The sequence below is a fragment of the Sphingomonas sp. genome (assembly GCF_036402235.1).
Classification (GTDB): Bacteria; Pseudomonadota; Alphaproteobacteria; order Sphingomonadales; family Sphingomonadaceae; genus Sphingomonas.
In genome coordinates this window covers 1-22453 of record NZ_DASWTG010000079.1, presented here as the reverse complement: position 1 = coordinate 22453, position 22453 = coordinate 1, and the positions used below count along the sequence as shown (strand labels likewise).

Below are 22453 nucleotides of genomic sequence, written 5' to 3'. Positions count from 1 at the left end.
GGGAGAGTGCCGCATGAAGCGCCGTGATTTCGTTGAGATGCTGGCGGTCATGGGCGGTGCGGCGGCATTTCCGGGAATCGCGGCGGCAGCCGGCCGGACCGTCAGGCTCGACTATGATCCGGCACGGACTGGCGCGACGATCCCTCACGACTTTGTCGGCCTGTCGTTCGAGCGCGCGCAGCTGTCCAACCCCGGCTATTTCTCGGCGGACAACAAGGCGTTGGTCGCGCTGGTCCGCGGCCTTTCGCCATTGGGGAGCATCCGGCTGGGCGGTTCGTCGGGCGAGCATACCGCCTATGTCGGCGACAAGGTGATTGCGCCGTCGTTCGAGATTCATGGGCCGGAGCACAACAAGCTCAATCGCGAGGGGCTGAACGTCTCCACCCTCGCGCTGCGCAACCTGCGCGGCTTCCTCGACGCGACGGGATGGAGCTGCCTCTACGGGCTCAACATGGCGCATGCCACGCCGGAAGAGGCTGCGCGCGAGGCGGCCGATGTGCAGCGTATCCTCGGCCCGCGCCTGTTGGCGATCCAGATCGGCAACGAGCCCGACGTGTTCCGCAACCGCTATCGCCCGGCGAGCTGGACCCCCGCCGACTATGTTGCCGAATGGGATCGCTTCCACGCGGCGATCACCGCCGCCGCGCCGGGGCTGAAATTCGCCGGCCCCGGGATCTCGAACAAGCTGGAGTATCTGACCGCCTTTGCCGGCGCCGCGCGGCGCTATCCCGACGTCGTGATGCTGACCGGCCATTATTATGCGATGGGGCCGGCGGGGTCGCCCGAAGCGACGCTCGACCAGCTCAAGCTGCCCGAGGCGAAGACCGCGACGTTCAAGCAGGCCGGTTATGCGGTGGTCGAGGATGCGCGGCGCGTTTCGGGGCTGCCTTACCGCATGTCGGAGGGCAACAGCTGCTGGGACGGCGGCAAGATCGGGGTGTCCGACGTGCACGCGGCATCGGCGTGGGGCGCCAACCGCATGCTCGACTGGGCGCGGCGCGGCTGGATCGGGGTCAATTGGCATGGCGGAGGGTATGGCAATTACTCGCCGATCGTCGGCACGCCGTCCAAGGGCTTTTCGCGCCGCCCGCTCTATTTCGGTACGCAGTTCGGGCAGATGCTCGCCGGCGCGACCTTTCTGGAAACCAGTGCGGTACCCGACCCCTATCTCGGCTATTACGCGCTGCGCCAGAACGGTCGCGACCGGATCGCGCTAGTCAATCAGGGGGACGCGCCGGTGACGGTCGAGCTTCCCGCCTTGCCGGAGGCGCCGGTGGTGATACTGACCGGGCCGTCGGCGGCGGCGAAGGATGCGACGACTTTGGCGACGGTCTCCCGCAAGCCGAGCCGCACGGTGACGATCCCGCCGGTGAGCGCGATGCTGTTCACGCTCGCCCGAGGGAGCCGGAGCTGATGAGCGATCCGACACGCGTTTCGCGCCGTGGCGTGATGAAGGGGAGCGCGGGCCTCGCGCTTGCGACTGCGTTGCCGGCGCGGGCGGGCGGGGAGGGCGAGTCCGACACCACCCTGTGGTACGACCGCCCAGCCGACGAATGGGTGCAGGCGCTGCCGGTCGGCAATGGCCGGCTGGGCGCGATGGTGTTCGGCGGAATCGCCAACGAGCGCATCCAGCTCAACGAGGACACGTTCTTCGCTGGATCGCCCTATGACGGCACCAATCCCAAGGCGGGCGCCGGGCTGCCGCGCGTCCGCGAGCTGATCTGGGCGGGCAAGTACAAGGAAGCGCAGGACCTGGCCGACGAGGTGCTGGTCGCCCGGCCGCAGCGGCAGATGTCGTACCAGCCGATCGGCGACCTGCTGCTGCTGTTCCAGGGGATCGAGAACAGCCAGAGCTACCGGCGCAGCCTCGATCTTGACGGAGCGGTGGCGGCGACGCGGTTCAAGGTGCGGACCGTCACGCACCTGCGCGAGATGATCGCCTCCGCGCCGGACCGCGTGATTGCGGTCCGGCTGTCGACCGATGCGCCCAAGGGATCGGTGAGCGTCAACATCGGCCTGTCGACGCCGCAGGATGCCGAGATCACGGTCGAGGGAGACGACACGCTGGTGATGCGCGGCATCGGTCCCGCGCAACATGGCGTTCCGGGTGGCATTCGATTCGAGACCCGCGTGAAGGTGCGCCGCACCGGCGGGCGACAGACCGTCGGCCGCGACGGTATCCGTATCGAGGATGCCGATGAAGTCGTGCTGCTGGTGGCGACGGCGACCAGCTATCGCCGGTTCGACGATATCGGCGGCGATCCGTCGGCGATCGTGCGCGCGGATATCGAAGCGGCCAGCACGCAGAGCTGGGCGGCCCTGCTCGCCGCGCATCAGGCGGACTATCGCGGGCTGTTCCGCCGCGTCGCGATTGATCTGGGACGAAGCCCGGCCGCGGACCTGCCCACGGACCAGCGCATCGCGCGTTCGGCCGAGCTCGACGATCCGGCGTTGGCGGCGCTCTATTACCAGTTCGGGCGTTATCTGCTGATCGCCTCGTCGCGGCCGGGGACGCAGCCTGCCAACCTCCAGGGCATCTGGAACGAGCGCACCGCGCCGCCGTGGGAGTCCAAATGGACGCTCAACATCAACGCCGAGATGAACTATTGGCTCGTCGACGGCGCCAATCTGGGCGAACTGGTCGAGCCGCTGCTGCGGATGACGAAGGATCTGGCGATCACCGGCCAGCGCACCGCTCGCAACGATTGGGGTGCGCGCGGCTGGGTCGCCTATCACAATACCGATCTGTGGCGGCAGGCGACGGTCAACTCCTCGGCACTCTACGGCATGTGGCCGATGGGCGGCGCGTGGTTGCTCAACACGCTGTGGGACCATTGGGACTACAGCCGCGACCGCGCGTTCCTGGCCGAGCTTTACCCGCTGATGGCGTCGTCGTGCCTTTTCTACCTCGACACGCTGGTGCCGCATCCGCGCACCGGCGAGCTGGTGATGAACCCATCCAACTCGCCGGAGAATTCACATCGGCCGGGTGTGTCGATCTGCGCCGGGCCGACGATGGACAGCCAGCTGCTGCGCGACCTGTTCGCGCGGACCATCGCGGCGTCGGAACTACTCGGCAAGGACGCGGGACTGCGCGCCGAGATCGCCTCGAAGCTCGCGAAACTGCCGCCCGACCGGATCGGCAAGGCGGGGCAGCTGCAGGAATGGTTCGACGATTGGGACATGGACGCGCCCGAGATCAACCATCGTCACGTCAGCCACCTCTATGCGCTATATCCTGGCGAGCAGATCACGCTGCAGCACACGCCCGAGCTGGCGGCAGCGGCGCGCCGGTCGCTCGAGATCCGCGGCGACGACGCGACCGGGTGGGGGATCGGCTGGCGGATCAACCTGTGGGCGCGCCTCGAGCAGCGCGAGCGGGCCTACAAGGTGCTCAAGATGCTGCTTCAGCCCAGCCGCACCTATCCCAATATGTTCGACGCGCACCCGCCCTTCCAGATCGACGGCAATCTAGGCGGAGCGGCCGGCATCGGCCAGATGCTGATGCAGAGCCATTCGGGGACGATCCACCTGTTGCCTGCGCTGCCGCGCCTGTGGCCGAGCGGCCGCGTTTCGGGCTTGCGCGCGCGGGGGAATATCGGGGTCGATCTGGCATGGGCCGGCGGCAAGCTGGCGGAAGCGGTGCTGACCGCCGGCAGCAACGGCCCGGTCCGCGTTCGCGACGGTGAGGCTGTAGCCGAATTCGCGCTCCGCAAGGGCGAGCGGGTCCGAATCACACCGGGTAACGGGGGGCTGCGCACGACCCGCCTGGCCGGATCACCTGCTTGAGCGGGAATCCGTATCGATCTCGTCCAGCAGGACGTCGACCAGGCGCAGCCGCACCGTGGCGCGCGACCATACGATGCCGATGCGGCGGCCGATCGGGGCGCCGGGCAGCGGCAGGCGGCACAGGTTCAATCCTTCCGGCCAGGGCGCCATCCAGTCGGGGACCAGCGACACGCCGAGGCCGCGGTCGACCATCACCGCGATCGCGTTCAGCGCGTTGAGCTCGAACCGCTCGCGCGGGACGATGCCGGATGCGCGCAGATATTCGTCGGCGCGGCGCCCGCCCCATTGATTGCGGTCGTAGCGGATCAGCGGTTCCTCCCGCAGCAGCGCGTGCGGATCGCGGTCCGCCAGCCCGTGGGGCGCGAGCACGACCAGCGGTTCCTCGCGCAGCACCTGCCACTCGCACGTCTTGGGCAGCGCGTGCGGGGCTTCGAGCACGAAGGCCGCGTCGAGATTCCCGGCCTCCACCTCGGCGTAGAGCTGGGCGGAGTTGCTCGACTGGATATAGACGTTGATTTGCGGGAACTTGGCGCTGACGCGGGCGAGGATCTCCGGCAGCATCCCGATCAGCGGTGTGGTGCAGGCGCCCAGCCGCAACTCGCCGCTCAAGTCGCCGTCGCGTGCCAGGCTGCGCAGATCGGCGACGTCGCGCAGCAACTGGCGGGATTGCGCGAGGATGCGGTCGCCCTGCTCGGTCATCCGCACGGTCCGCCCGACGCGCACGATCAGCGGGGCGCCGAGCTCGCGCTCCAGCGCGTGCAGCTGCTGCGCGACCGCCGACGGGCTGAGCGTCAGCGCGCGCGCCGCGGCCGCCATCGATCCATGCTCGACCACCGCCACGAAGGTGCGCAGGAAGTTGATGTCGATCGTATCTCTCCGGTCAGGCTGTCACAGCCTTCTTACGGCCCTTGTCGTAGATGGTCAGGCCCTCCAGCGAATGGCTGGGCGGGGGGAAGAGCAGGCTGGCGAGATAGCCGATCACGATCGAGGCCATGATCGCCAGTGCGAGATACCAATAGGGGTGGATCAAGCCGAAGATCCACACCACCAGCGTGAGCAGCGATGCGGCGACAATGCCGATCGCGACGCCCTGCCAGTTCGCGCGGCGCGTGAACATGCCGAGCGTATAGGCGCCCGCGCAGCTGCCGCCGAGCAGGCCGAACAGCTCGATGGTGAGGTCGAGCAGCGAATGGATGTCCATCCGCGACAGGACGATCGCGATGGCGATGCCGATCAGGCCGACGACCACGCTCATCCATTCGGCGAAGCGGACGGTCTGTTCCTGCGTCGGGTTGCGGAACTTGCCGTAGAAGTCGACCGACAGCAAAGTCGCGACCGAATTGATGATGCCGGACAAGGTGCCCATCGCGGCGGCGAACAGGCCGGCGATGATCAGGCCCGTGACCCCGGCGGGCAGCTCGGTGCCGATGAAGGCCGGGAACACCGCGTCGATCGGCAGCATCGGGTTCAGCTGCGCCGGGTTTTCACGGTAGTAGGCGAACAGGACGGTGCCGATGATGTAGAACATGAAGGCACTGGGCAGCAGCACCACCGCGAACACCCAGACCGACCGGCTCGCCTCTTTCTCGGAAGGGGTCGCCAGCACGCGCTGCATCAGCACCTGATCCTTGGGAAAGGTGAGCACGACGTCGAACAGCACGAGGATCACGAAGCCCCATAATGTAGGCTGAGTGATGTCGAAGCTCAGATTGACCATGTCGGTCTTCTCGAACGCGCGGGCGGTATCGACGACCGGCATCAGGCCGAGCCGCCAGACGATGAAGCCGATCGCGAAACAGGCGCCGCCGGTGAGCACCATCACCTGGAACACGTCGGTCCACACCACCGCCTTCATGCCCCCAAGCGCGGTGTAGATGATCGTGAAGATGCCGACGATGACGATGCAGGCGACGATGTTGGTGTCGGTGATCGTGCCGATCGCCATTGCGGGCAGGAACAGGACGATGCCCATCCGCCCGCCGATCTGCATCAGCATCCACAGCGCGCTCGACAGCAGCCGGATCGAGGGATGGAAGCGCGTTTCGAGATAGTTGAACACCGACACGAGATTGAGCCGCCGGAACAGCGGCACGATCCAGATCGCGACGAAGATCAGCCCGGCGATGGTCGACATCTTCGACATGATGTACTGCCAGTTGGTCTCGTACGCCTTGGCGGGAATCGCGAGATAGCTGATCGAGCTGATGCTGCCCGCGAACATGCTGATCCCGGCGGCCCAGGCCGGGATCGCGCGGCTGCCGAGGAAGAATTCGCTGGACGAGCCGTTCTTGGCGCCGCGGTAGAAATAGAAGCCGACCGCCAGCATCCCGAACATGTAGACGCCGATGATCAGCCAATCGAGCAAGGCCAGCGACTGGCGCTCGCTGACCAGTTCGGTCGCGGAGAAGGTCAGGCCGTTGGAGCATGCGTGCGCCGCCAGGAGGCCGTCGCCATAGGCGACCGCGGCTTGCGGCGTACCGGTTTGCGGCTGGCCGAGCGCGGCCCACGCGTCGGTGATCGCGCTGTAGCTGTAGAGTCGCGTCGCGCCGTCCGCGCCCGAGCCGAGATAGAGCAGATAGGCCTGCCCGATCGCGCGCGCTGAGCCGGGGACGATCGTCGCGGGCGCCTTCGCTCCGGCGCGCCAGCCCTTGTCCGGGAACCAGCGCCATTGCGCGCCGTCCGCGAGTGTCACGAACACGCCCTTGTTCTGCGCGCCCAGCGCAGCTGGTGAGCCGCCGCCCGGCCATGCGGGCTGCGCGGTCCAGCGGCCCGATGTGGAGAAGGAGTGTCTGAACAGCCGAGCCGCGCCATCGGGCGCGAGGCCCGCCACCCACAGGCTATCGCCCGCGACTGCCGTCTGCGCTGCGCGAAGCGGCAGGGGCAGTGCGGGGAGCGGGTGGGCGACGAGTCCGTCATTGGCGACGGCGAGCCGGACGATACGCTCGGCAATGCCGTTGCGGTCCGCGACCAGCACTGCGCGGTTGCCGTCGCTGGCGGCGGTGTTGATCGCGCCGAGACCGGCGAACCCGTGCGCGCCCAACGGTTCCCAGCCGCGCTTGTCCGCGGCCAGCCGGAACGCGCGCTGCCCGTCGATCACGATTGGCCGCCCGTCCACGCCGGCCAGCAAGACCCGCGTGCCCGCAGCCGGCAATGCGGGCAGGGCGGTCACCTTGCTCGATACCGGCGATTCCGTGCCCGCCATCGCCGGAGCGGCGCACGCCAGGATCAGCAGCACGGCCAGCGGCCACGACAGGAGGCGGGCGATCATGCTTCGTCTCCGGCGAGCAATGCCTGTGCCTGTGCGATCATCGGCCGGTCGACCATTCGCCCTTCAAACAGGAACGCCCCGCGCCCGTCCAGCGCTGCGGTCTGCGCCGCCGTGACCAGCCGCCGCGCAGCGGCGCGATCGAGGGCGCGATCGAACGTGTCGTTGGCGGCGATGATCTGGCGCGGGTGGATGCAGCTCTTGCCGACATAGCCGAGCGCACGTGCCAGCTCCGCCTCGGCACGGAATCCCGCTTCGTCGGCAAGGTCTGGCCAGGCGCCGTCATAGGCGAAGACGTCCGCCGCGGCTGCGCCGAGCCGGATTTGCCATAGCGCCGCATGCACGTTGCGCGAATCCCGGCGATCGGCGCCGATCGTGGCGAAGAGATCATTGAGCCCGACTTGCAAGCCTGCGACGCGCGGATGGGCGGCGGCGATCCCGGCCGCACGCAACAGCGCCCGCGGCGTTTCGATGTTCACGAGCAGGGCTGTCGGCGCATCGATGGCGTTGGCCGCCGCGATCACCCCGGGCGCATCATCGACCTTGGGGAGGTTGATCATGTCGACGCGGCAGTTCCGGATCGCGTCGAGGTCGGCTGCGAAATCCGGGCTGGTGGGATCGTTGACGCGGACGATGATCCGCTTGGTGGTGCCGAGCGCTTCGTCGCTGCCGAGAAACGCGGCAAGCCGTGCGCGCGCCGCCGCCTTGCCGTCCGCGGGAACCGAGTCCTCAAGATCGAACGACAGCGCGTCCGCCGCGCTCACTAGCGCCTTGTCGAAAAATTCGGGACGCGAGCAGGGCACGAACAGCTTGCTGCGCATCAACACATCCTCCCCGCCGGGTCGATCCCGATCTGCTCCATCGATAGCCGCGCATCGAGCAAATTGATGCTGGTTTCACACCGCAGAAATTGTGCGGTCCGGATCGGCGGGCCATTCGGGACCGCACAAAATGTCGGGTATGAACGCAGAACAACCCCGGTTTTATCGCTCCGCGCGCGGCCTAGGATGTCGTGCAGATAACAAGCCGATAAGAATTGGGAGGGGACGATGAGGAGTTTTGCGCGCGCCACGGTTGCAGCGTTGATGCTGGGTGGAATCGCAATGCCGGCCTGGGCGCAGGACGCGCCGGATAGCGCTGTTGCCCAGGAGACCGACGAGAACGCCAAGGATGTGATCGTCACCGGCAACCGCGCGCCCAAGGCAGTCGACAAGATCCCCGGCGCGATCACGGTGGTCTCGCCTGCCGAGCTGCAGCGCTCGCTGACGCTGACCGAGGATAATACCGCGGTTCTTGCCAAGACCGTTCCGGGCTATTCGGAATCGAACCAGACGCTCAACACGCTAGGGGAGACGATGCGCGGGCGGGCCGCGCTGTATCTGTTCGACGGCGTTCCGCAATCGACCCCGCTGCGCGACGGCAGCCGCAACGCGACCTTCACCGACATGTCGACGGTCGAGAAGATCGAGGTCATCGGCGGCGCTTCGGCGGCCGAGGGCATCGGCGCGGCGGGCGGCGTGATCAACTATATCTCGCGGCGCGCGACCCGCGAGGGCTTCCACGCCAATGTCGGCGGGCGGCTGGGCAGTCAGTTTCGCGACGACAGCGAGACCTGGGGCATCAAGGGCGACATTGCCTACAAGTCCGGCGCGTTCGACGTGTTCGCCGCCGCCGCCTATGTCGATCGCGGCATGACCTATGACGCGAAGGGCCGCCGTATCGGCCTGTCGGCGTCGAGTTCGCTCGCCGATTCGACGCAGCGCAACTTCTTCCTGAAGGTCGGCACCGATTTCGGCACCAGCGGCCAGCAGCGGCTGGAGGTGACGGGCAGCTACTTCAAGCTCGCGAGCAAGAACAACTACCATTACGTCGCCGGCAATCGTGCGCTGGGCATCCCCGACACCGCCGAGCCCGGCCCGATGCTGGTCAACGGCGCCGACGTGCTGCGTGAGGAATTCAACGAGTTCATCCAGGGCGCGATCAATTACAACCATAGCGACCTGTTCGGTGGCAATCTGGTCATGACCGCCTATTATGCGAAGCAGGCCATGCGCTTCGGCGGAGAGAACAGCACCGATCGTCAAGATCCGCTAATCGCGCCGGTCGGCACGCTGGTCGACCAGTCGGAGATCCGGTCCGAGAAATACGGCCTGCGCACCTCCTATTCGCGCCCGAATTTCCTGATCGACGGTCTCGAGGTGCGCATCGGCATCGATGCGGTGCACGACACGACCGAGCAGCGGCTGGCGCTGACCGATCGGGTGTGGGTGCCGCCGATGGATTATACGAGCTTCGGCCCGTACGTTCAGCTTTCCTGGGACATCGGCCCGGTCACGCTCTCGGGCGGTCTGCGGCACGAGAACGGCACGATCAAGGTCGACGACTATACCACCACCTGGTTCCGCGGCCGGCAGGCCGTGAAGGGCGGCGAGCTCAAATACGAGAACAACCTGCTCAACGGCGGCGTGGTCGTGCGGCTCGGCCACGGCTTCTCGGCATTCGCTTCCTACAGCGAAGGCTTCACGCTGCCGAACGTCGGCATTCCGCTGCGCAACATCAGCATCCCGGGCCAGTCGGTCGCGAGCACCTTCGACGAGTTGCAGGCAGTGGTGTTCGAGAACAAGGAAGTCGGCGTGAACTGGCGCGGGAGCTGGGGCAGCTTCGGCATCTCGCGCTACAATTCCTATTCGAAGCTGGGTTCGACCTATGGCGTCGATCCGGTGACCCTCGATTTCGTGCTCAACCGCCGTCCGATCCGGATCAAGGGCTGGGACATGACCGCCGAGATCCGCCCGATCTCGCAGCTGCGCTTCAACGCGGTGTACAGCACGCTGGAGGGCTATACGAGCCCGGCCAATTTTCAGGATCGTCCGCTCAACGTCCAGCTGGGCATCGTCAACATCGCGCCGGACAAGCTCAACCTCAGCGCGACCTGGATGCCGACGGACGCGATCTCGCTGTCGTTCGGCATGGACAAGACCTTCGACCGCACCGTCCGGACGGGCAGCACCGTCACCGAGCGGACCACCGGGCGGACGCTGTTCGATCTGACCGCGAAATACCGCGTGGAGGATGTCGGCACTGTCGCGCTGGGGGTCGAGAACCTGTTCAACAAGTATTATTTCCTCGCCTTCTCGCAGATCGATTTCTTCCAGAACTATTTCGCGGGTCGCGGGCGCACTGTGTCGCTCACGCTCAGGAGTGATTTCTGAGCGCGGCGCGTGTTTGCTAGAGAGGATCGCATGACCGGGACCACACCCGGCGGCCGGGTGCTGGTCGCCGGATCCGCCAATGTCGATTTTGTCGTTCGCGCGCCGCACATCCCGGCGCCCGGGGAGACTGTGCTGGGCGGGGACCTGTCGATCGTGCCGGGCGGGAAGGGCGCCAACCAGGCGGTGGCCGCGGCGCGTGCCGGTGGCGCGGACACCGCGATGCTGCTCGCGTTGGGCGACGATCCTTCGGCTGGGGTGCTCGAGGACTCGCTGCGCTCGGCCGGAATCCGCCTTCATCTGGTTCGCAGCAGCCGTCCGACCGGGGCAGCGCTGATCACTGTGTCGGACGGGGCCGAGAATGCGATTACCGTCGCGCAGGGTGCGAATGACGAGCTGGCGCCGGAGCATCTGCCGGCGCTCGACGGCGTGGCGTGGCTGCTGCTGCAGCTCGAAACGCCGATCACAACCGTCGCCGCCTATGCCCGGGCAGCACGGGCGGCCCGCGTGCCGGTGATGCTCAATGCCGCACCGGCCCGGGCGCTTCCCGCGGAGTTGCTCGGGTTGATCGACCTGTTGGTGGTCAATGAAGAGGAGCTGGCCGCGATCGTCGGCAAGGACGGCAGCATTGCCGAGCGTCTCGCCCGGACCGGCGCGGCGGCCACGGTGGTGACATTGGGCGAACGCGGCTGCTGTGCGGTTGATGGCGGCACGCTGATCTCGCAAGCTGCCTTCACCGTCGCCGCGGTCGATACCACGGCGGCGGGCGACACCTTTTGCGGCGCGCTGGGCGCTGCGCTGGCTGACGGCGTTGATGTGCCCGCGGCGCTGCGTCGGGCTGCGGCCGCAGCGGCGCTCTCGGCCACCCGCCCCGGCGCGCAGACCAGCATCCCGACGGCGGCGGAAGTCACCGCCTTCCTCGCCAGCACGGCCGAACCCGATGCGCGCGCTCTGGCGGCCTATTGCGGGATGAACGAGTAGATATACCCAGATGACTGACCGCCCGATCCGCACCACCAGCGACTACAAGTTCAGTCACGCGCTGACCGGTCCCTATCTGCCCACCCCGGGCAAGGCGCTGGGCTGGCCGTTCCAGGAAATGGGCCGCTGGCGGATCGACGCCGATGGCGAGGCCGACGAATGGGTGCAGGGCCTGATCGAATGGCGGCGCGAGCACCTGATTCGCATCGGCTTCGACGACAGCCTCTATCGCCATCCCGATCTCGTCTGGGCGCAGGGCAATTTCGTCCATGTGCTGCTGATGGTCGAGGACCGCTACTTCTACGATCCCGACACAGGCCGCTACACGGTCGACCGCTATCTCGACGATCTTGAGACGCGCTTCGGCGGGATCGACAGCGTGCTGCCTTGGTACATCTACCCCAATATCGGGATCGACGACCGCAGCCAGTTCGACTTGGCCGACGCGCTGCCGGGCGGGGTCGATGCGCTCAAGCAGGTGGTCGCCGATTTCCACCGCCGTGGGGTCAAGGTGTTCCTGCCGACCATGCCGTGGGACAATGGCACGCGCGAAGGCGACCGGCCGGACTGGGAGCGGATGGCCGACCTGATCGCCGCGACCGGCGCGGACGGGATCAACGGCGACACCTATTCGGGCGTCCCGCGCGCCTTCCACGTCGCGTGCGAGGCGCGCGGGCGGCCGGTGATCCTCCAGCCCGAATCCACCGCGCAGGCGGGCGACCATCATCTCTCGTGGAACCTGCAGAGCTGGACCAAGCGGGTGCCGGACGAGAGCATCCCGACGGTCATTAAGCTCAAATGGCTCGAGCCGCGCCACATCATCAATATCGAGAATCGCTGGAGCCGGAGCCGGACCAACGACCTCCAGCACGCCTTCTTCAACGGCATCGGCTATGTCGCGTGGGAGAATGTCTTCGGCTTCGTCAACCTGATCACTGATCGGGACGCCGAGACGTTGCGCCGGGTGGCGATGGTCCAGCGCCGGTTCGCGCCACTGTTAGTGAGCAAGGACTGGCGGCCGTACGAGCGCACGCTTCAGTTCGGCATCTTCGCCAGCCGCTTCCCGGGCGAAGGCAAGACGCTGTGGACGCTGATCAACCGCAACGAATTCGCGGTGGCGGGCGAGCAGCTCAATGTCCCGCATGTCGCGGGCACGCGCTATTACGACGTGTGGAACGGCACCGAGCTGTCGCCGCGGATAGAAGGCGATCGCGCCATCATCGAGCTGGCGATCGATGGGCGCGGCTTCGGCGCGGTGCTGGCGACGCGCGGTGACGAGCCGGGGCTTGCCGAGTTCCTGAAGACGATGGCCGCGCGTGCCGCCTCGCCGCTGTCGTCCTTCTCGTCCGCTTGGCATGCGGCGCAGCAGGAACTGGTCGAGATCGCGCCGACGCAACCCCACGGCACCGCGCCCGAAGGCATGATCGCGATCCCCGCCGCCGATTTCGACTTCAAAGTGCGCGGCGTGGTGATCGAGGGGTATGCTACCGCTGGCGTCGACATCCAATACCCGTGGGAAGCCGATCCGCGCCGCACGCATCGCCACCGGATCCACATCCCGGCCTTTGCGATCGACAAGTTCCCCGTCACCAACGCTGCGTTCAAGCGCTTCCTCGACGCGAGCAACTACGCGCCGAAGGACGGGCAGAACTTCCTCGCCCACTGGATCGACGGCGCGCCGCCCGCCGGGTGGGGGAACAAGCCGGTCACATGGGTCGGGATCGAGGATGCGCGCGCCTATGCGAACTGGGCGGGCAAGCGGCTGTGCCGCGAATGGGAATGGCAGTACGCCGCGCAGGGCGATGACGGCCGCCTCTATCCCTGGGGAAATGACTGGAACCCGGCCGCGGTGCCGGAGCCACGCCTCGCCCGGACGATGCCCGACCCCGCCGATGTCGATGCGCATCCCGCGGGCGCCAGCCCGTTCGGGGTGATGGACCTGGTCGGCAACGTCTGGGAATGGACCGACGAGTATCGCGACCGCCATGTCCGCGGCGCGGTGCTGCGCGGCGGCAGTAGCTACCAGCCGCAGACCAGCCACTGGTATTTCCCGCAAGCCTATCGCCTCGACGAGCACGGCAAATATCTGCTGATGGCGCCGGCCAAGGATCGCTCGGCCGGAATCGGGTTCCGTTGTGCCGTCGATCTCTGAACCCGCTCAACGCTTTGCCCCGCCGGGTGCGGTCGCGTTGGAGGGCGTGCTGGGCGAGGCGCTGGCTGCCAACCATCACGGGCGGCTGAGCCATTTCATCATCGACGAGACCAGCCCCGCCATCGCGATCTTCCGCTCCGAAGCGGTGGCGGCGAACGAAGGCGGCGACTGGTATGGCGAACATGCCGGCAAGTGGCTGGCGGCGGCGGCGCGTGCGGCGGCACGCAGCAGTGACGAGGTCTTGCTCGGTCGCGTTCGCCGGGTCGCTGACTGGCTGGTCGAACGTCAGGAAGCGGACGGCTATCTCGGCAACTATCCGCCGCCGCGCCGCTTCACCGCGAAGCATCCGGAGAAGCCGGTCAGCTGGAACGGCGAGCCGAGCCTGCGGACCTGGGACATCTGGACCCATGCCTATCTGACGCTGGGCTTGGTCGAATTGTGGCGGATGACGGGCGAGGAGCGCTATATCACGGCGGCGCGGAAGATCGGCGATCTGGTGTGGCGGACGCTGAGCGAAGGCGGGCTCGACATCACCGACATGGGCAACCATTTCGGCCTGTCGGCGACGGTGATGCTCGATCCCGCGCTGGAGCTGTATTTCGCGAGCGGCGAGCAGCGCTATCTCGATCTCGCGCTCAGGATCGTCGAGCAGGCCGAGGGCGAACCGCACAACCGGCTGCTCAGCCAGGCGCTTGCTGGCGTCGACCCGTCCGAGATTGCGACCGGCAAGGCCTACCAGCTGCTGTGGAATCTGGTCGGCCTTGCCAAGCTGCATCGCGCGACCGGCGAAGAGAAGTATCTCACCGCCGTCCTCAACCTGTGGACGACGGTGCGCGATCATCATCTGACGCTGGGTGGCGGGCCGTGGGGCGGCGTTGCGCATCGTTCGCGCGAGGTGTTCAATCCGGCCGCGGTGTTCGATCCCAATGGCTATGTCGAGACCTGCTCGACCATGGCGTGGATCCAGCTCAACCGCGAGCTGCTCGGTATTTTGGGCGAGGCGCGGTTCGCGCAGGAGATCGAGCGCAGCGCCTATAACGACCTGATCGGCGCACAGGCCCCGGACGGCGAAGACTGGTGCTATTACAGCTTCCCCAACGGCCGCCGCGTCCACACTACCTATTGGCGCTGCTGCAAGTCGAGCGGGGCGATGGCGATCGAGGAACTGCCCGGCATCGCCTATGCGATGACGCGCGACGGCGGTATCGCGGTCAACCTGCTCGGGGCGGGCGAGGCGCGGTTGAGTCTGCCCGAGGGGGGCACGGTGCGGGTGCGGCAGGACACGGGCTATCCGTTCGATGGCCGCGTCAAGATCGTCGTCGATGTCGAGAGCCCGGCCGAATTTCCCTTGCGCGTCCGCATTCCCGATTGGGCTGAAAGGACGCAGGTGACGGTCGCCGGAGACCCGATTGCGGCGACAGCGGGCGAGTATGCGCGGATCGTCCGGCGCTGGCAGTCCGGCGACCGCGTGACGCTATCGCTGCCGATGCGCCCGGCCGTGCATCGCGCCATGCAGCGCAATGTGCAGGAATCGCTCGCGCCCGATGGGTCTCCGGTCGCGCAGCAGGTGATGCGCTACGACTATCTGGCGATCACCCGTGGGCCGCTGGTGCAGGCGACCGGCCTGATCGACGGGTACAAGCTGAGCGAGACGCTTCGTTTCGACGGCGCGCCGGAGATCGAGGAGAAGGACGGAATCCTGTTCCTCAAACCGGCGGGCCATGCGCCGATCCCGTTCGAGCCGTGGTTCAGCGCCGGCGAACGCCGCGACGGCAGCTGGCGGCTGACCTGGATGCCGCTCGCGCCGGAGGATGCCGGCTGATGCTGCCGCGCCGCACCTTCCTCGCCGGGTCCGCCGCGCTGATCTGCGGACGGACATATGCGATCGAGGGCGTCGATGTCGCCTGTCCCGCCGGCCGTTTCATGGGCGAGCGTGTGGCGGGCATCGCTCGCTTTCGCGGCATCCGTTACGGACGTGCCGAGCGCTTCCGTCGTGCCGCCGCGATCCCGCCGTCGCGCGATCCGATCCGCGCCACCAGCTTCGGTCCCGCGTGCCCGCAGCGCGGAAAATACCGGCCTCAGTCTGAGGATTGCCTGTTCCTCAATATCTGGACCCCGGCGTCCGACGCGCGCGCGGGGCTGCCGGTGATGGTCTATGTCCATGGCGGCGCCTATGCCAATGGCAGCGTCACCGATCCCGAGAATGACGGCGCCTCGCTCGCGGAGAAGGGCGTGGTGCTGGTGACGGTCAACCACCGGCTCAATGCGCTCGGCTATCTCTATCTTGCGCCCTTCGATCCGCGTTTACCGGACAGCGGCAATAACGGCCAGCTCGACCTGATCCTGGCGCTGATATGGGTACGGGCGAACATCGCGGCGTTCGGCGGCGACCCCGCGCGCGTGACGCTGTTCGGCCAGTCCGGCGGCGGGGCCAAGATCGCGACGCTGGCCGCGATGCCCGCGGCGCGCGGGCTGTTCCACCGCGCCGCGACGATGAGCGGGCAGCAGGTGGAGGTGACCGGCGCGGAGCGCTCGGCGGAGCGGACTCGAGCCTATCTCGCGGCGTTGAAGATCGCGCCGCACGAACTGTCGCCGTTGCTGACGCTCCCGGTCGAGCGGTTGATCGAGGCGCTGGCGACGCGCGACCCGTTCGAGGACTCGCCGGTCTATATGGGGCCGGTGCTCGATCGCCGGAACGTAACGCGCGATCCGTTCCGCCCCGATGCCGCGCCCGCCGCGCGCGCGATCGCCTGGATGCTCGGCGGCACGCGCGACGAGACCCGTGCCTATTTTGATCCCGACGGCGCCGAGATGCGCACGCTGGGCTGGGATGCGGTCGGCGCGAAGATCGCCGCCGAGCTGCCGGTGAAAGCGCCCGTGGAGGCGATCGTCGCCGAATATCGCCGGCGCTTTCCGGGCTATTCCCCGGCCGACATTTTCTTCGCCGTGACCAGCGATGGGCGCAGCTGGCGCCCGATGCTCGAGGAGGCCGAAGCGCTCGCCCGCGCCGGGCGCCCGGCCTTTGTCTATCAGTTCGATTTCCCTTCGCCGGTCGAACCCGCGCGGGGCGCGTTCCATGCGCTCGATATCCCCTTCGTGTTCGGAACGCTGGCAGATTCTCCGGCGGGAACCGGCGCGGAGTCGCGCGCGGTCAGCGCGGCAATGCAGGAGCGCTTCGTCGCCTTTGCCCGCACCGGCACGCCCAATGCCCCCGGGCTGTCGCCATGGCCGGTCTATCGCCTGCGTGATCGTGCGACGATGATCTTCGACCGCCGCACCCGCGTGGTCCGCGATCCGCGCGGCTGGCAGCGGCGGCTGTTCGCGCCCTATCCCTATACCCAGCCCGGAACCTGATTTGATGAGCGGCTCTTCCCCCTTCACCAGCCCGCGCCGCGCCGGACCGGCCGGACCGCTCAGCGGCATCAAGGTGCTCGATCTCAGCGCCTATATCGCCGGGCCCTATGGCTGCAGCCTGCTCGCCGACCAGGGCGCTGACGTCATCAAGGTCGAGCCGCCCGGCGGCGACAATCTGCGCCAATATCCCTCGACGCTGGCGGGGGAGAACCGCGCCTTTCTGGGCGTTAACCGCAGCAAGCAGGGCGTGGTGCTAGACCTCAAGCAGCATGGCGATCGGGATGTGTTGCTCGCCCTTGCCGATCAGGCCGATGTGCTGGTCCACAACTTCCGGCCGGGTGTGCCCGAGCGGCTCGGCATCGACCATGCGACGCTCGCCGTGCGCAACCCACGGCTGATCTATTGCGCGGTGACCGGCTATGGCGAGGAGGGGCCGCTGCGCGCCAAGGCCGGTTACGATCAGGTGCTTCAGGCGATGACCGGCATGTGCGTGCTGCAGGGGCCGCCGGGAACGCCGGAGATCACCTATGGCTCGCCGGTCGACTATTATGCGGCCGCGTTGGTTGCGGCCGGGGTCGCCTCGGCGCTGTACGAGCGCGAACGCAGCGGGAGCGGCCAATATGTCGGCGTTTCCCTGCTCCGCAGTGCGCTGACCATGCAATCGGCGCGGCTGATCCGCGCGGAAGGGGAGGATCCCGGCATTTCCCGCGACATGCGATCCGGCGGGATCACCGGCCTGCATCCGACCGCGCAGGGGCATCTCTATCTGTCGGCCAACACACCGCATTTCTGGCGCGCGCTGTGCGAGCGGACCGGCCTTGCCGACCTGCTCGGGGATTCGCGTCTCGACACGGTCAAGGGCCGTGCCGCCCATGCCGACGAGATCATCCCGCGCCTGCGCGCGGCACTGATGACGAAGACGGCACCGGAATGGGAGGCGTTGCTGGGCGATGCCGTCCCCTGTTCGGTGGCGAGATCGATCGACGATATGTTCGACGATCCCCAGGTCGCCGCCGAAGCGATGCTGAGCGACATTCCGCACCCCGCGCTCGGCAGCTATCGCGGCGTCGCGCGCGCCATCAAGTTCAGCCGTACCCCGGGCCCGGCGCCCTTCGCGGCACCGCGGCTGGACGAGGACAGCGCCCGCTTGCGGCGTGACACGGACGGGAATTGAGCCGCTGGCGGCTAGCGCAAGGCTTCTCGCCACACGCCGAGGACCAGGCCATCAAGGTCCCAGTCGCCGATCCGCCAGCGCACCAGCCGCAGCGTGGGGTGGCCGATCGCGGCGGTCATGCGGCGGACCTGGCGGTTGCGGCCTTCGCGGATCGTCAGGCGCAGCCAGCAATCGGGCACGGTCTTGCGGAATCGTACCGGCGGATCGCGCGGCCAGAGCTGTGGCGGATCGATCCGCTCGACTTCCGCGGGCAGGGTGGGACCGTCCTTCAGCCGCACGCCGCGGCGCAGCAGCTCCAGCGCCGCCTCGTCCGGCTCGCCCTCGACCTGCACCAGATAGGTCTTGGGCGTCTTGAACCGCGGGTCGGCGATCCGCGCCTGCAAGCGCCCATCGTCGGTGAGCAGCAACAGCCCCTCACTGTCGAGGTCGAGCCGCCCGGCGGGATAGACACCTGGGAGATCAATGAAATCCGACAAGGTCGGCCGGGGCGTGGGATTGCGTTCGTCGGTGAACTGGCAGAGCACGCCGTAGGGTTTGTTGAACAGGATCAGCCGTGCCATGCGACGGCCATAGCGGCAATGCGGAACGGCAACTAGGCGGCGATGACGGCCCATTCCTCCCGCGTGTTGAGATTGTGGAGCGGGTGGGGTTCGGGGACGCGGATCGCGCCCGTTTCGTCCATCCACGCCTGCCAGCGACGGTTGCCGGAGTCGAGGAAGCGGGCGAGCGTGGCATGCAGCGCCACGGGCCAATAGCCGATCAGCCACTGATCCTCGAATACCGCGGCACGGGGACCGGCGAGGCGCGTGAGCAAGTCGTGCGGGAGCGGTACCACATCGACGGGGGTGGTGAGGACGGCGTCGTAGCCATTCGTTGCGGCGTAGCGGAGCGCGGATTCGAGGCCGGCGAGGGGGCCGATACGCTCAGGGCTTGCGTCGGGAAGAGTGCGGAGGCCGGGCCAGCCGCGGCCGCAGATGACGAGCTCGGCGACCTGCGGGGTAAGGGTTTGCACGACATGGTCGAGCATCGGTGCGCCGTCGAACGGGACGAGCGCCTTGTCGCTGCCGAAGCGGCGGGATGCGCCGCCCGCGAGCACCGCGCCGAGGATGCGCGGCGGGTCGGTCATGCGGTGACGGCCTGCGTGGCGGGGGCGTGGACGGGGGCGGGCCGGGCGACGGCCTCGCCGACCAGCAGCAGGGTCGGGCGGTTGCCTGCGATCGACTTGACCGCGAGCGGGAGCAGGTCGAGGCGGGTGGCGAGGTGCTGCTCGGTCGGCAGGCTGACGTCGCACGCGATCAGCACGGGGGTGGAACCGGCAAGGCCTGCGGCGATCAGCTGCTCGCTGATCTCGCGCGCGGCGCCGCGGCCCATATAGAAAGCGAGCGTGGAGCCGGCATGGGCGAGCGCCGGCCAGTCGAGGTGGAGCGGCTCATCCGCGCGGGCATGGGCCGTGACGAACTGGACGCGGCGGGCGAGGCCGCGCAGCGACAGGGAGAGGCCGGCCGAGGCGGCGGCGGCGCTGGCGGTGGTGACGCCGGGGCAGATGCGCGCGAGGATGCCGGCGCGGGCGCATGCCTCCATCTCCTCGGCACTGCGGGCGAAGATCGCGGGGTCGCCGCCCTTTAGGCGGACGACGCGCTTGCCCAGCAGTGCGGCCTCGACGAGCAGGTCGTTGATCGCGTCCTGATCTTTCGAGTGGCGGCCGGCGCGCTTGCCGACCGGGATCAACTCGGCGTGGGAGGCAAGTGCGAGGATGTCGGGGCCGACGAGCGCGTCGTAGAAGACGATCTCAGCCGCGGCGATCAGGCGGGCGGCCTTGAGCGTCAGCAGCTCGACATCGCCTGGGCCGGCGCCGACCAGCCAGACGAAGCCGGAAGGGAAGTCGTCAGCCATTCACGGCCTCCTGTCTGGTATCGGCGAGGATGCGGGCGAGGGCGGGGCGGCAGGAGCCGCAATTGGTGCCGGCCCGAAGCGCCGCGCCGATCGCGGGAACGTCGGTCAATTGCTGGTCGCGGATCGCGGCGACGATGGTGTTGATGCCGACGTCGAAGCACACGCAGATCACCGCGCCGCGATCGGGCTGGGCGCCCGGCGCACGGCCCGCGAGCAGGGTCGGGGCGACCTGGGGCGCGGAGACCTGGGCGATCAGCCAGTCGCGCGGCGGCAGCTCGCCGGTGCGGGTGACGAAGAGCGCCGCAGCGAGGCGGCCGTCGCGCAGGATCGCGATGCGGCGGGTGCCGCGCGCCGGATCGACCGCCTCGACCCGCTCGCCCGCGGGGAGCAGCTTGTCGAGGCGGATCGCATCGCCATTGCCGGCCATTTCCCAGAGCGTCCCGGTCGGGATCGCGACGCGGGTCGCCCACAGACATTTCGGCGGCGCGGGCAACTGGCCGGTGACGATCAGGAAGGCGCGCCATTCAGCGGCGACCGGCTCGATCCGCGCGGGCGTCGACTTGAACCCCGGTTGGCCCGAGATCGGATCGGTGAGCGGGCGGGGGAGGAGGCCGGTGCGGCCGCCGGTCGAGGTGCGGTCGGTCCAGTGGATCGGGGTGAACAGCTCGCCGGGGCGCTGTGCGTCGGTGATGGCGGCGCGGAAGATGCTCTCCCCCTGCGGCGTCGCGACGCGGGCGAGGCCGCCATCCTCGATGCCGAGCGCGGCGGCGTCGTCGGGGTGGACCTCGACCAACGGTTCCTCGCGGTGGCGTGCGAGCTTGGGCGACAGGCCGGTGCGCGTCATCGTGTGCCACTGGTCGCGATAGCGGCCGGTGTTGAGCGTCATCGGCCAGTTGGCGAGCGGGTCCTGCAGCGGTCGCTGCGTCACCGGCACCAGCCGGGCGCGACGGTCTGGGGTCGAATAAAGGCCATCGGCGAAAGGCGTGCCGCCCCAGCGATGCGGCTCCATCGCGTCATAGGCGGTGTTGCCGCCCGCGCCGCCATTGGGCAGGGCAAAAGCGCGCGCGCCGTCGTTCTGGTAGGTCGAGAGGCGGCAATGCTCGCGCCAGATCTCGGCTGGCCGGTCATAGGCGAAGGGCGTCTTCCAGCCCATGCGCCGCGCCACTTCCTTGACGATCCACCAGTCGGGCCTGGCCTCGCCCGGCAGCGGGAAGATCGCGCGCTGCCGGCTGATCGTGCGGTCGGAGTTGGTGACGGTGCCGTCCTTTTCGCCCCATGCGGCGGCGGGCAGGCGGACATGCGCATACTCGGCGGTGTCGGTGCGCTCCATCACGTCGCTGACCACGACGAAGGGGCAGGCGGCGAGCGCGGCGCGCACCCGGCCGGCGTCGGGCATCGACACGGCGGGGTTGGTCGCCATCACCCACAATGCCTTGATCCGCCCCTCGTCGATCGCGCGGAACAGGTCGACGGCTTTCAGGCCCGGCTTTTCGGGGATGGCCGGCGAGGCCCAGAAGCGCTGCACCCGCTCGCGATTCTCCGGCGCGAAGTCCATGTGCGCGGCGAGGGTGGAGGCGAGCCCGCCTACCTCGCGCCCGCCCATCGCATTGGGCTGGCCGGTGATGGAGAAGGGTGCCGCGCCCGGCTTGGCGATCCGTCCGGTGGCGAGATGGACATTGATGATCGCATTGCCCTGATCGGTGCCTGAGAGCGACTGGTTCACCCCCTGGCTGAACAGGGTGATCGTCCGCGGGTTGGCGGCGAACAATTCATAGAAACGCCTGAGGTCTGACGGTGGCACGTCGCAGACGCGCGCCACCGACCACAGGTCGCTTCCCTCTCCAAGTCTGTCCCAGAAGTCATCCGGCACCGCGACATGCGCGGCGAGATAGCCGTGATCGAGCGCGCCCGCCTCGCGGCAATAATGCAGCAGGCCGTTCATCAGCGCGACGTCGCTGCCCGGCCGGATCGGCAGATGCAGGTCGGCTTCCTCGGCGGTCTCGGTGCGGCGCGGGTCGATCACGACCAGCTTCGCACCTGCCTCGCACCGCGCGCGGATGCGCTGGTAGACGATCGGGTGACACCAGGCAGTGTTCGATCCGACGAGCACGAACAGGTCGGCGGCGTCGAGATCGTCATAGCTGGCGGGAACGACGTCCTCGCCGAAGGCGCGGGTGTGGGCAGCGACCGCGCTCGACATGCACAGGCGCGAGTTGGTGTCGATGTTCGCCGAGCCGATGAAGCCCTTCATCAGCTTGTTGGCGACGTAATAGTCCTCGGTGAGCAGCTGGCCCGAGACATAGAAGGCGACGCTGTTGGGGCCGTGCTGGGCGATGGCGTCGCGGAAGCGCTTGGCGACGAGGTTGAGCGCCTTGTCCCAGCTCGCGCGCTTCATCCCGATCATCGGATGGAGCAGCCGCCCCTCGATCCCCACCGTCTCGCCGAGATGCGTGCCCTTGGAGCAAAGGCGGCCGCGATTGGCGGGGTGATCGGGATCGCCCTCGATCTTCACCGCGCGCGGGCCGGTCACGGTCGCGCGGATGCCGCAGCCGACGCCGCAATAGGCGCAGGTGGTGCGGATCGCGCTCATCGGCTCAGGCCGCGCGCGCCGGCGGAACGACCGCCTCGCGCAGCAG

The 22453-nt window shown here is 68.2% G+C and carries 15 protein-coding genes; 8 read left to right on the top strand and 7 right to left on the bottom strand.

Features of this window, described 5'->3' with window-relative positions; translation table 11 throughout:
* Positions 1–13 precede the first annotated feature (13 nt).
* The gene (locus VGD28_RS16005; RefSeq protein ID WP_331029351.1) at positions 14–1414 is read left to right on the top strand and encodes a hypothetical protein; all 1401 of its coding nucleotides are present in this window, start codon (positions 14–16) and stop codon (positions 1412–1414) included.
* On the top strand, positions 1414–3789 hold the full coding sequence (locus VGD28_RS16000) for a glycoside hydrolase family 95 protein (protein WP_331029350.1): 2376 nt from the start codon (positions 1414–1416) through the stop codon (positions 3787–3789). The genes VGD28_RS16005 and VGD28_RS16000 overlap by 1 nt, the downstream gene beginning before the upstream one ends.
* On the opposite strand, the gene VGD28_RS15995 is transcribed toward VGD28_RS16000, so the two are convergent.
* Genes VGD28_RS15995 through VGD28_RS15985 form a run of 3 tightly spaced genes read right to left on the bottom strand, consistent with a single transcriptional unit; the run spans position 3778 to position 7875 of the window.
* Complete coding sequence (locus VGD28_RS15995) at positions 3778–4641, bottom strand: LysR family transcriptional regulator (protein WP_331029389.1); 864 nt, start codon at positions 4639–4641, stop codon at positions 3778–3780. The genes VGD28_RS16000 and VGD28_RS15995 overlap by 12 nt on opposite strands.
* A 28-nt stretch (positions 4642–4669) precedes the next feature.
* Complete coding sequence (locus VGD28_RS15990) at positions 4670–7057, bottom strand: sodium:solute symporter (RefSeq protein WP_331029349.1); 2388 nt, start codon at positions 7055–7057, stop codon at positions 4670–4672.
* Positions 7054–7875 carry a CoA ester lyase gene (locus tag VGD28_RS15985; RefSeq protein ID WP_331029348.1) on the bottom strand — a complete coding sequence of 274 codons (822 nt, stop codon included), beginning with the start codon at positions 7873–7875 and terminating at the stop codon, positions 7054–7056. Before VGD28_RS15985 ends, VGD28_RS15990 begins: the two co-directional genes overlap by 4 nt.
* A 228-nt stretch (positions 7876–8103) precedes the next feature.
* Between VGD28_RS15985 and VGD28_RS15980 the strand changes: the two genes are divergently transcribed.
* From VGD28_RS15980 to VGD28_RS15955, 6 genes are read left to right on the top strand one after another with little or no spacing between them, the layout of a single operon-like run.
* The gene (locus tag VGD28_RS15980) at positions 8104–10266 is read left to right on the top strand and encodes a TonB-dependent receptor (protein WP_331029347.1); all 2163 of its coding nucleotides are present in this window, start codon (positions 8104–8106) and stop codon (positions 10264–10266) included.
* A gap of 30 nt (positions 10267–10296) precedes the next feature.
* Positions 10297–11244 carry a ribokinase gene (locus tag VGD28_RS15975; protein ID WP_331029346.1) on the top strand — a complete coding sequence of 316 codons (948 nt, stop codon included), beginning with the start codon at positions 10297–10299 and terminating at the stop codon, positions 11242–11244.
* A 10-nt stretch (positions 11245–11254) separates the two neighbouring features.
* The gene (locus tag VGD28_RS15970; RefSeq protein WP_331029345.1) at positions 11255–13396 is read left to right on the top strand and encodes a formylglycine-generating enzyme family protein; all 2142 of its coding nucleotides are present in this window, start codon (positions 11255–11257) and stop codon (positions 13394–13396) included.
* The gene (locus VGD28_RS15965) at positions 13380–15218 is read left to right on the top strand and encodes a glycoside hydrolase family 127 protein (RefSeq protein WP_331029344.1); all 1839 of its coding nucleotides are present in this window, start codon (positions 13380–13382) and stop codon (positions 15216–15218) included. The genes VGD28_RS15970 and VGD28_RS15965 overlap by 17 nt, the downstream gene beginning before the upstream one ends.
* Positions 15218–16750 carry a carboxylesterase/lipase family protein gene (locus VGD28_RS15960; RefSeq protein ID WP_331029343.1) on the top strand — a complete coding sequence of 511 codons (1533 nt, stop codon included), beginning with the start codon at positions 15218–15220 and terminating at the stop codon, positions 16748–16750. Before VGD28_RS15965 ends, VGD28_RS15960 begins: the two co-directional genes overlap by 1 nt.
* Before the next feature lie 4 nt (positions 16751–16754).
* A complete protein-coding gene (locus VGD28_RS15955; protein ID WP_331029342.1) occupies positions 16755–17924 on the top strand; it encodes a CoA transferase in 1170 nt (389 codons plus the stop codon).
* Between the two features lie 11 nt (positions 17925–17935).
* Here the strand turns inward: VGD28_RS15955 and VGD28_RS15950 are convergent, their stop codons facing one another.
* From VGD28_RS15950 to VGD28_RS15935, 4 genes are read right to left on the bottom strand one after another with little or no spacing between them, the layout of a single operon-like run.
* Positions 17936–18484, bottom strand: a complete 549-nt coding sequence (locus tag VGD28_RS15950; RefSeq protein ID WP_331029341.1) for a pseudouridine synthase — start codon at positions 18482–18484, stop codon at positions 17936–17938.
* A 32-nt stretch (positions 18485–18516) separates the two neighbouring features.
* Positions 18517–19050, bottom strand: coding sequence for a molybdenum cofactor guanylyltransferase (gene mobA / locus VGD28_RS15945; RefSeq protein WP_331029340.1), 534 nt, complete (start codon positions 19048–19050; stop codon positions 18517–18519).
* Positions 19047–19817 (bottom strand): uroporphyrinogen-III C-methyltransferase, encoded by a 771-nt coding sequence (gene cobA, locus VGD28_RS15940; RefSeq protein WP_331029339.1) that lies wholly within the window; start codon positions 19815–19817, stop codon positions 19047–19049. The genes mobA and cobA overlap by 4 nt, the downstream gene beginning before the upstream one ends.
* Positions 19810–22407, bottom strand: a complete 2598-nt coding sequence (locus VGD28_RS15935) for a molybdopterin-dependent oxidoreductase (protein WP_331029338.1) — start codon at positions 22405–22407, stop codon at positions 19810–19812. The genes cobA and VGD28_RS15935 overlap by 8 nt, the downstream gene beginning before the upstream one ends.
* Between the last annotated feature and the right edge of the window lie 46 nt (positions 22408–22453).

Coding starts and splice junctions, on each gene's coding strand:
- VGD28_RS15980 (WP_331029347.1), top strand. CDS start 8,104: ATGAGGAGTTTTGCGCGCGCCACGGTTGCAGCGTTGATGCTGGGTGGA.
- VGD28_RS15985 (WP_331029348.1), bottom strand. CDS start 7,875: ATGCGCAGCAAGCTGTTCGTGCCCTGCTCGCGTCCCGAATTTTTCGAC.
- VGD28_RS15990 (WP_331029349.1), bottom strand. CDS start 7,057: ATGATCGCCCGCCTCCTGTCGTGGCCGCTGGCCGTGCTGCTGATCCTG.
- VGD28_RS15975 (WP_331029346.1), top strand. CDS start 10,297: ATGACCGGGACCACACCCGGCGGCCGGGTGCTGGTCGCCGGATCCGCC.
- VGD28_RS15970 (WP_331029345.1), top strand. CDS start 11,255: ATGACTGACCGCCCGATCCGCACCACCAGCGACTACAAGTTCAGTCAC.
- VGD28_RS16000 (WP_331029350.1), top strand. CDS start 1,414: ATGAGCGATCCGACACGCGTTTCGCGCCGTGGCGTGATGAAGGGGAGC.
- VGD28_RS15950 (WP_331029341.1), bottom strand. CDS start 18,484: ATGGCACGGCTGATCCTGTTCAACAAACCCTACGGCGTGCTCTGCCAG.
- VGD28_RS16005 (WP_331029351.1), top strand. CDS start 14: ATGAAGCGCCGTGATTTCGTTGAGATGCTGGCGGTCATGGGCGGTGCG.
- VGD28_RS15935 (WP_331029338.1), bottom strand. CDS start 22,407: ATGAGCGCGATCCGCACCACCTGCGCCTATTGCGGCGTCGGCTGCGGC.
- cobA (WP_331029339.1), bottom strand. CDS start 19,817: ATGGCTGACGACTTCCCTTCCGGCTTCGTCTGGCTGGTCGGCGCCGGC.
- VGD28_RS15960 (WP_331029343.1), top strand. CDS start 15,218: ATGCTGCCGCGCCGCACCTTCCTCGCCGGGTCCGCCGCGCTGATCTGC.
- VGD28_RS15955 (WP_331029342.1), top strand. CDS start 16,755: ATGAGCGGCTCTTCCCCCTTCACCAGCCCGCGCCGCGCCGGACCGGCC.
- mobA (WP_331029340.1), bottom strand. CDS start 19,050: ATGACCGACCCGCCGCGCATCCTCGGCGCGGTGCTCGCGGGCGGCGCA.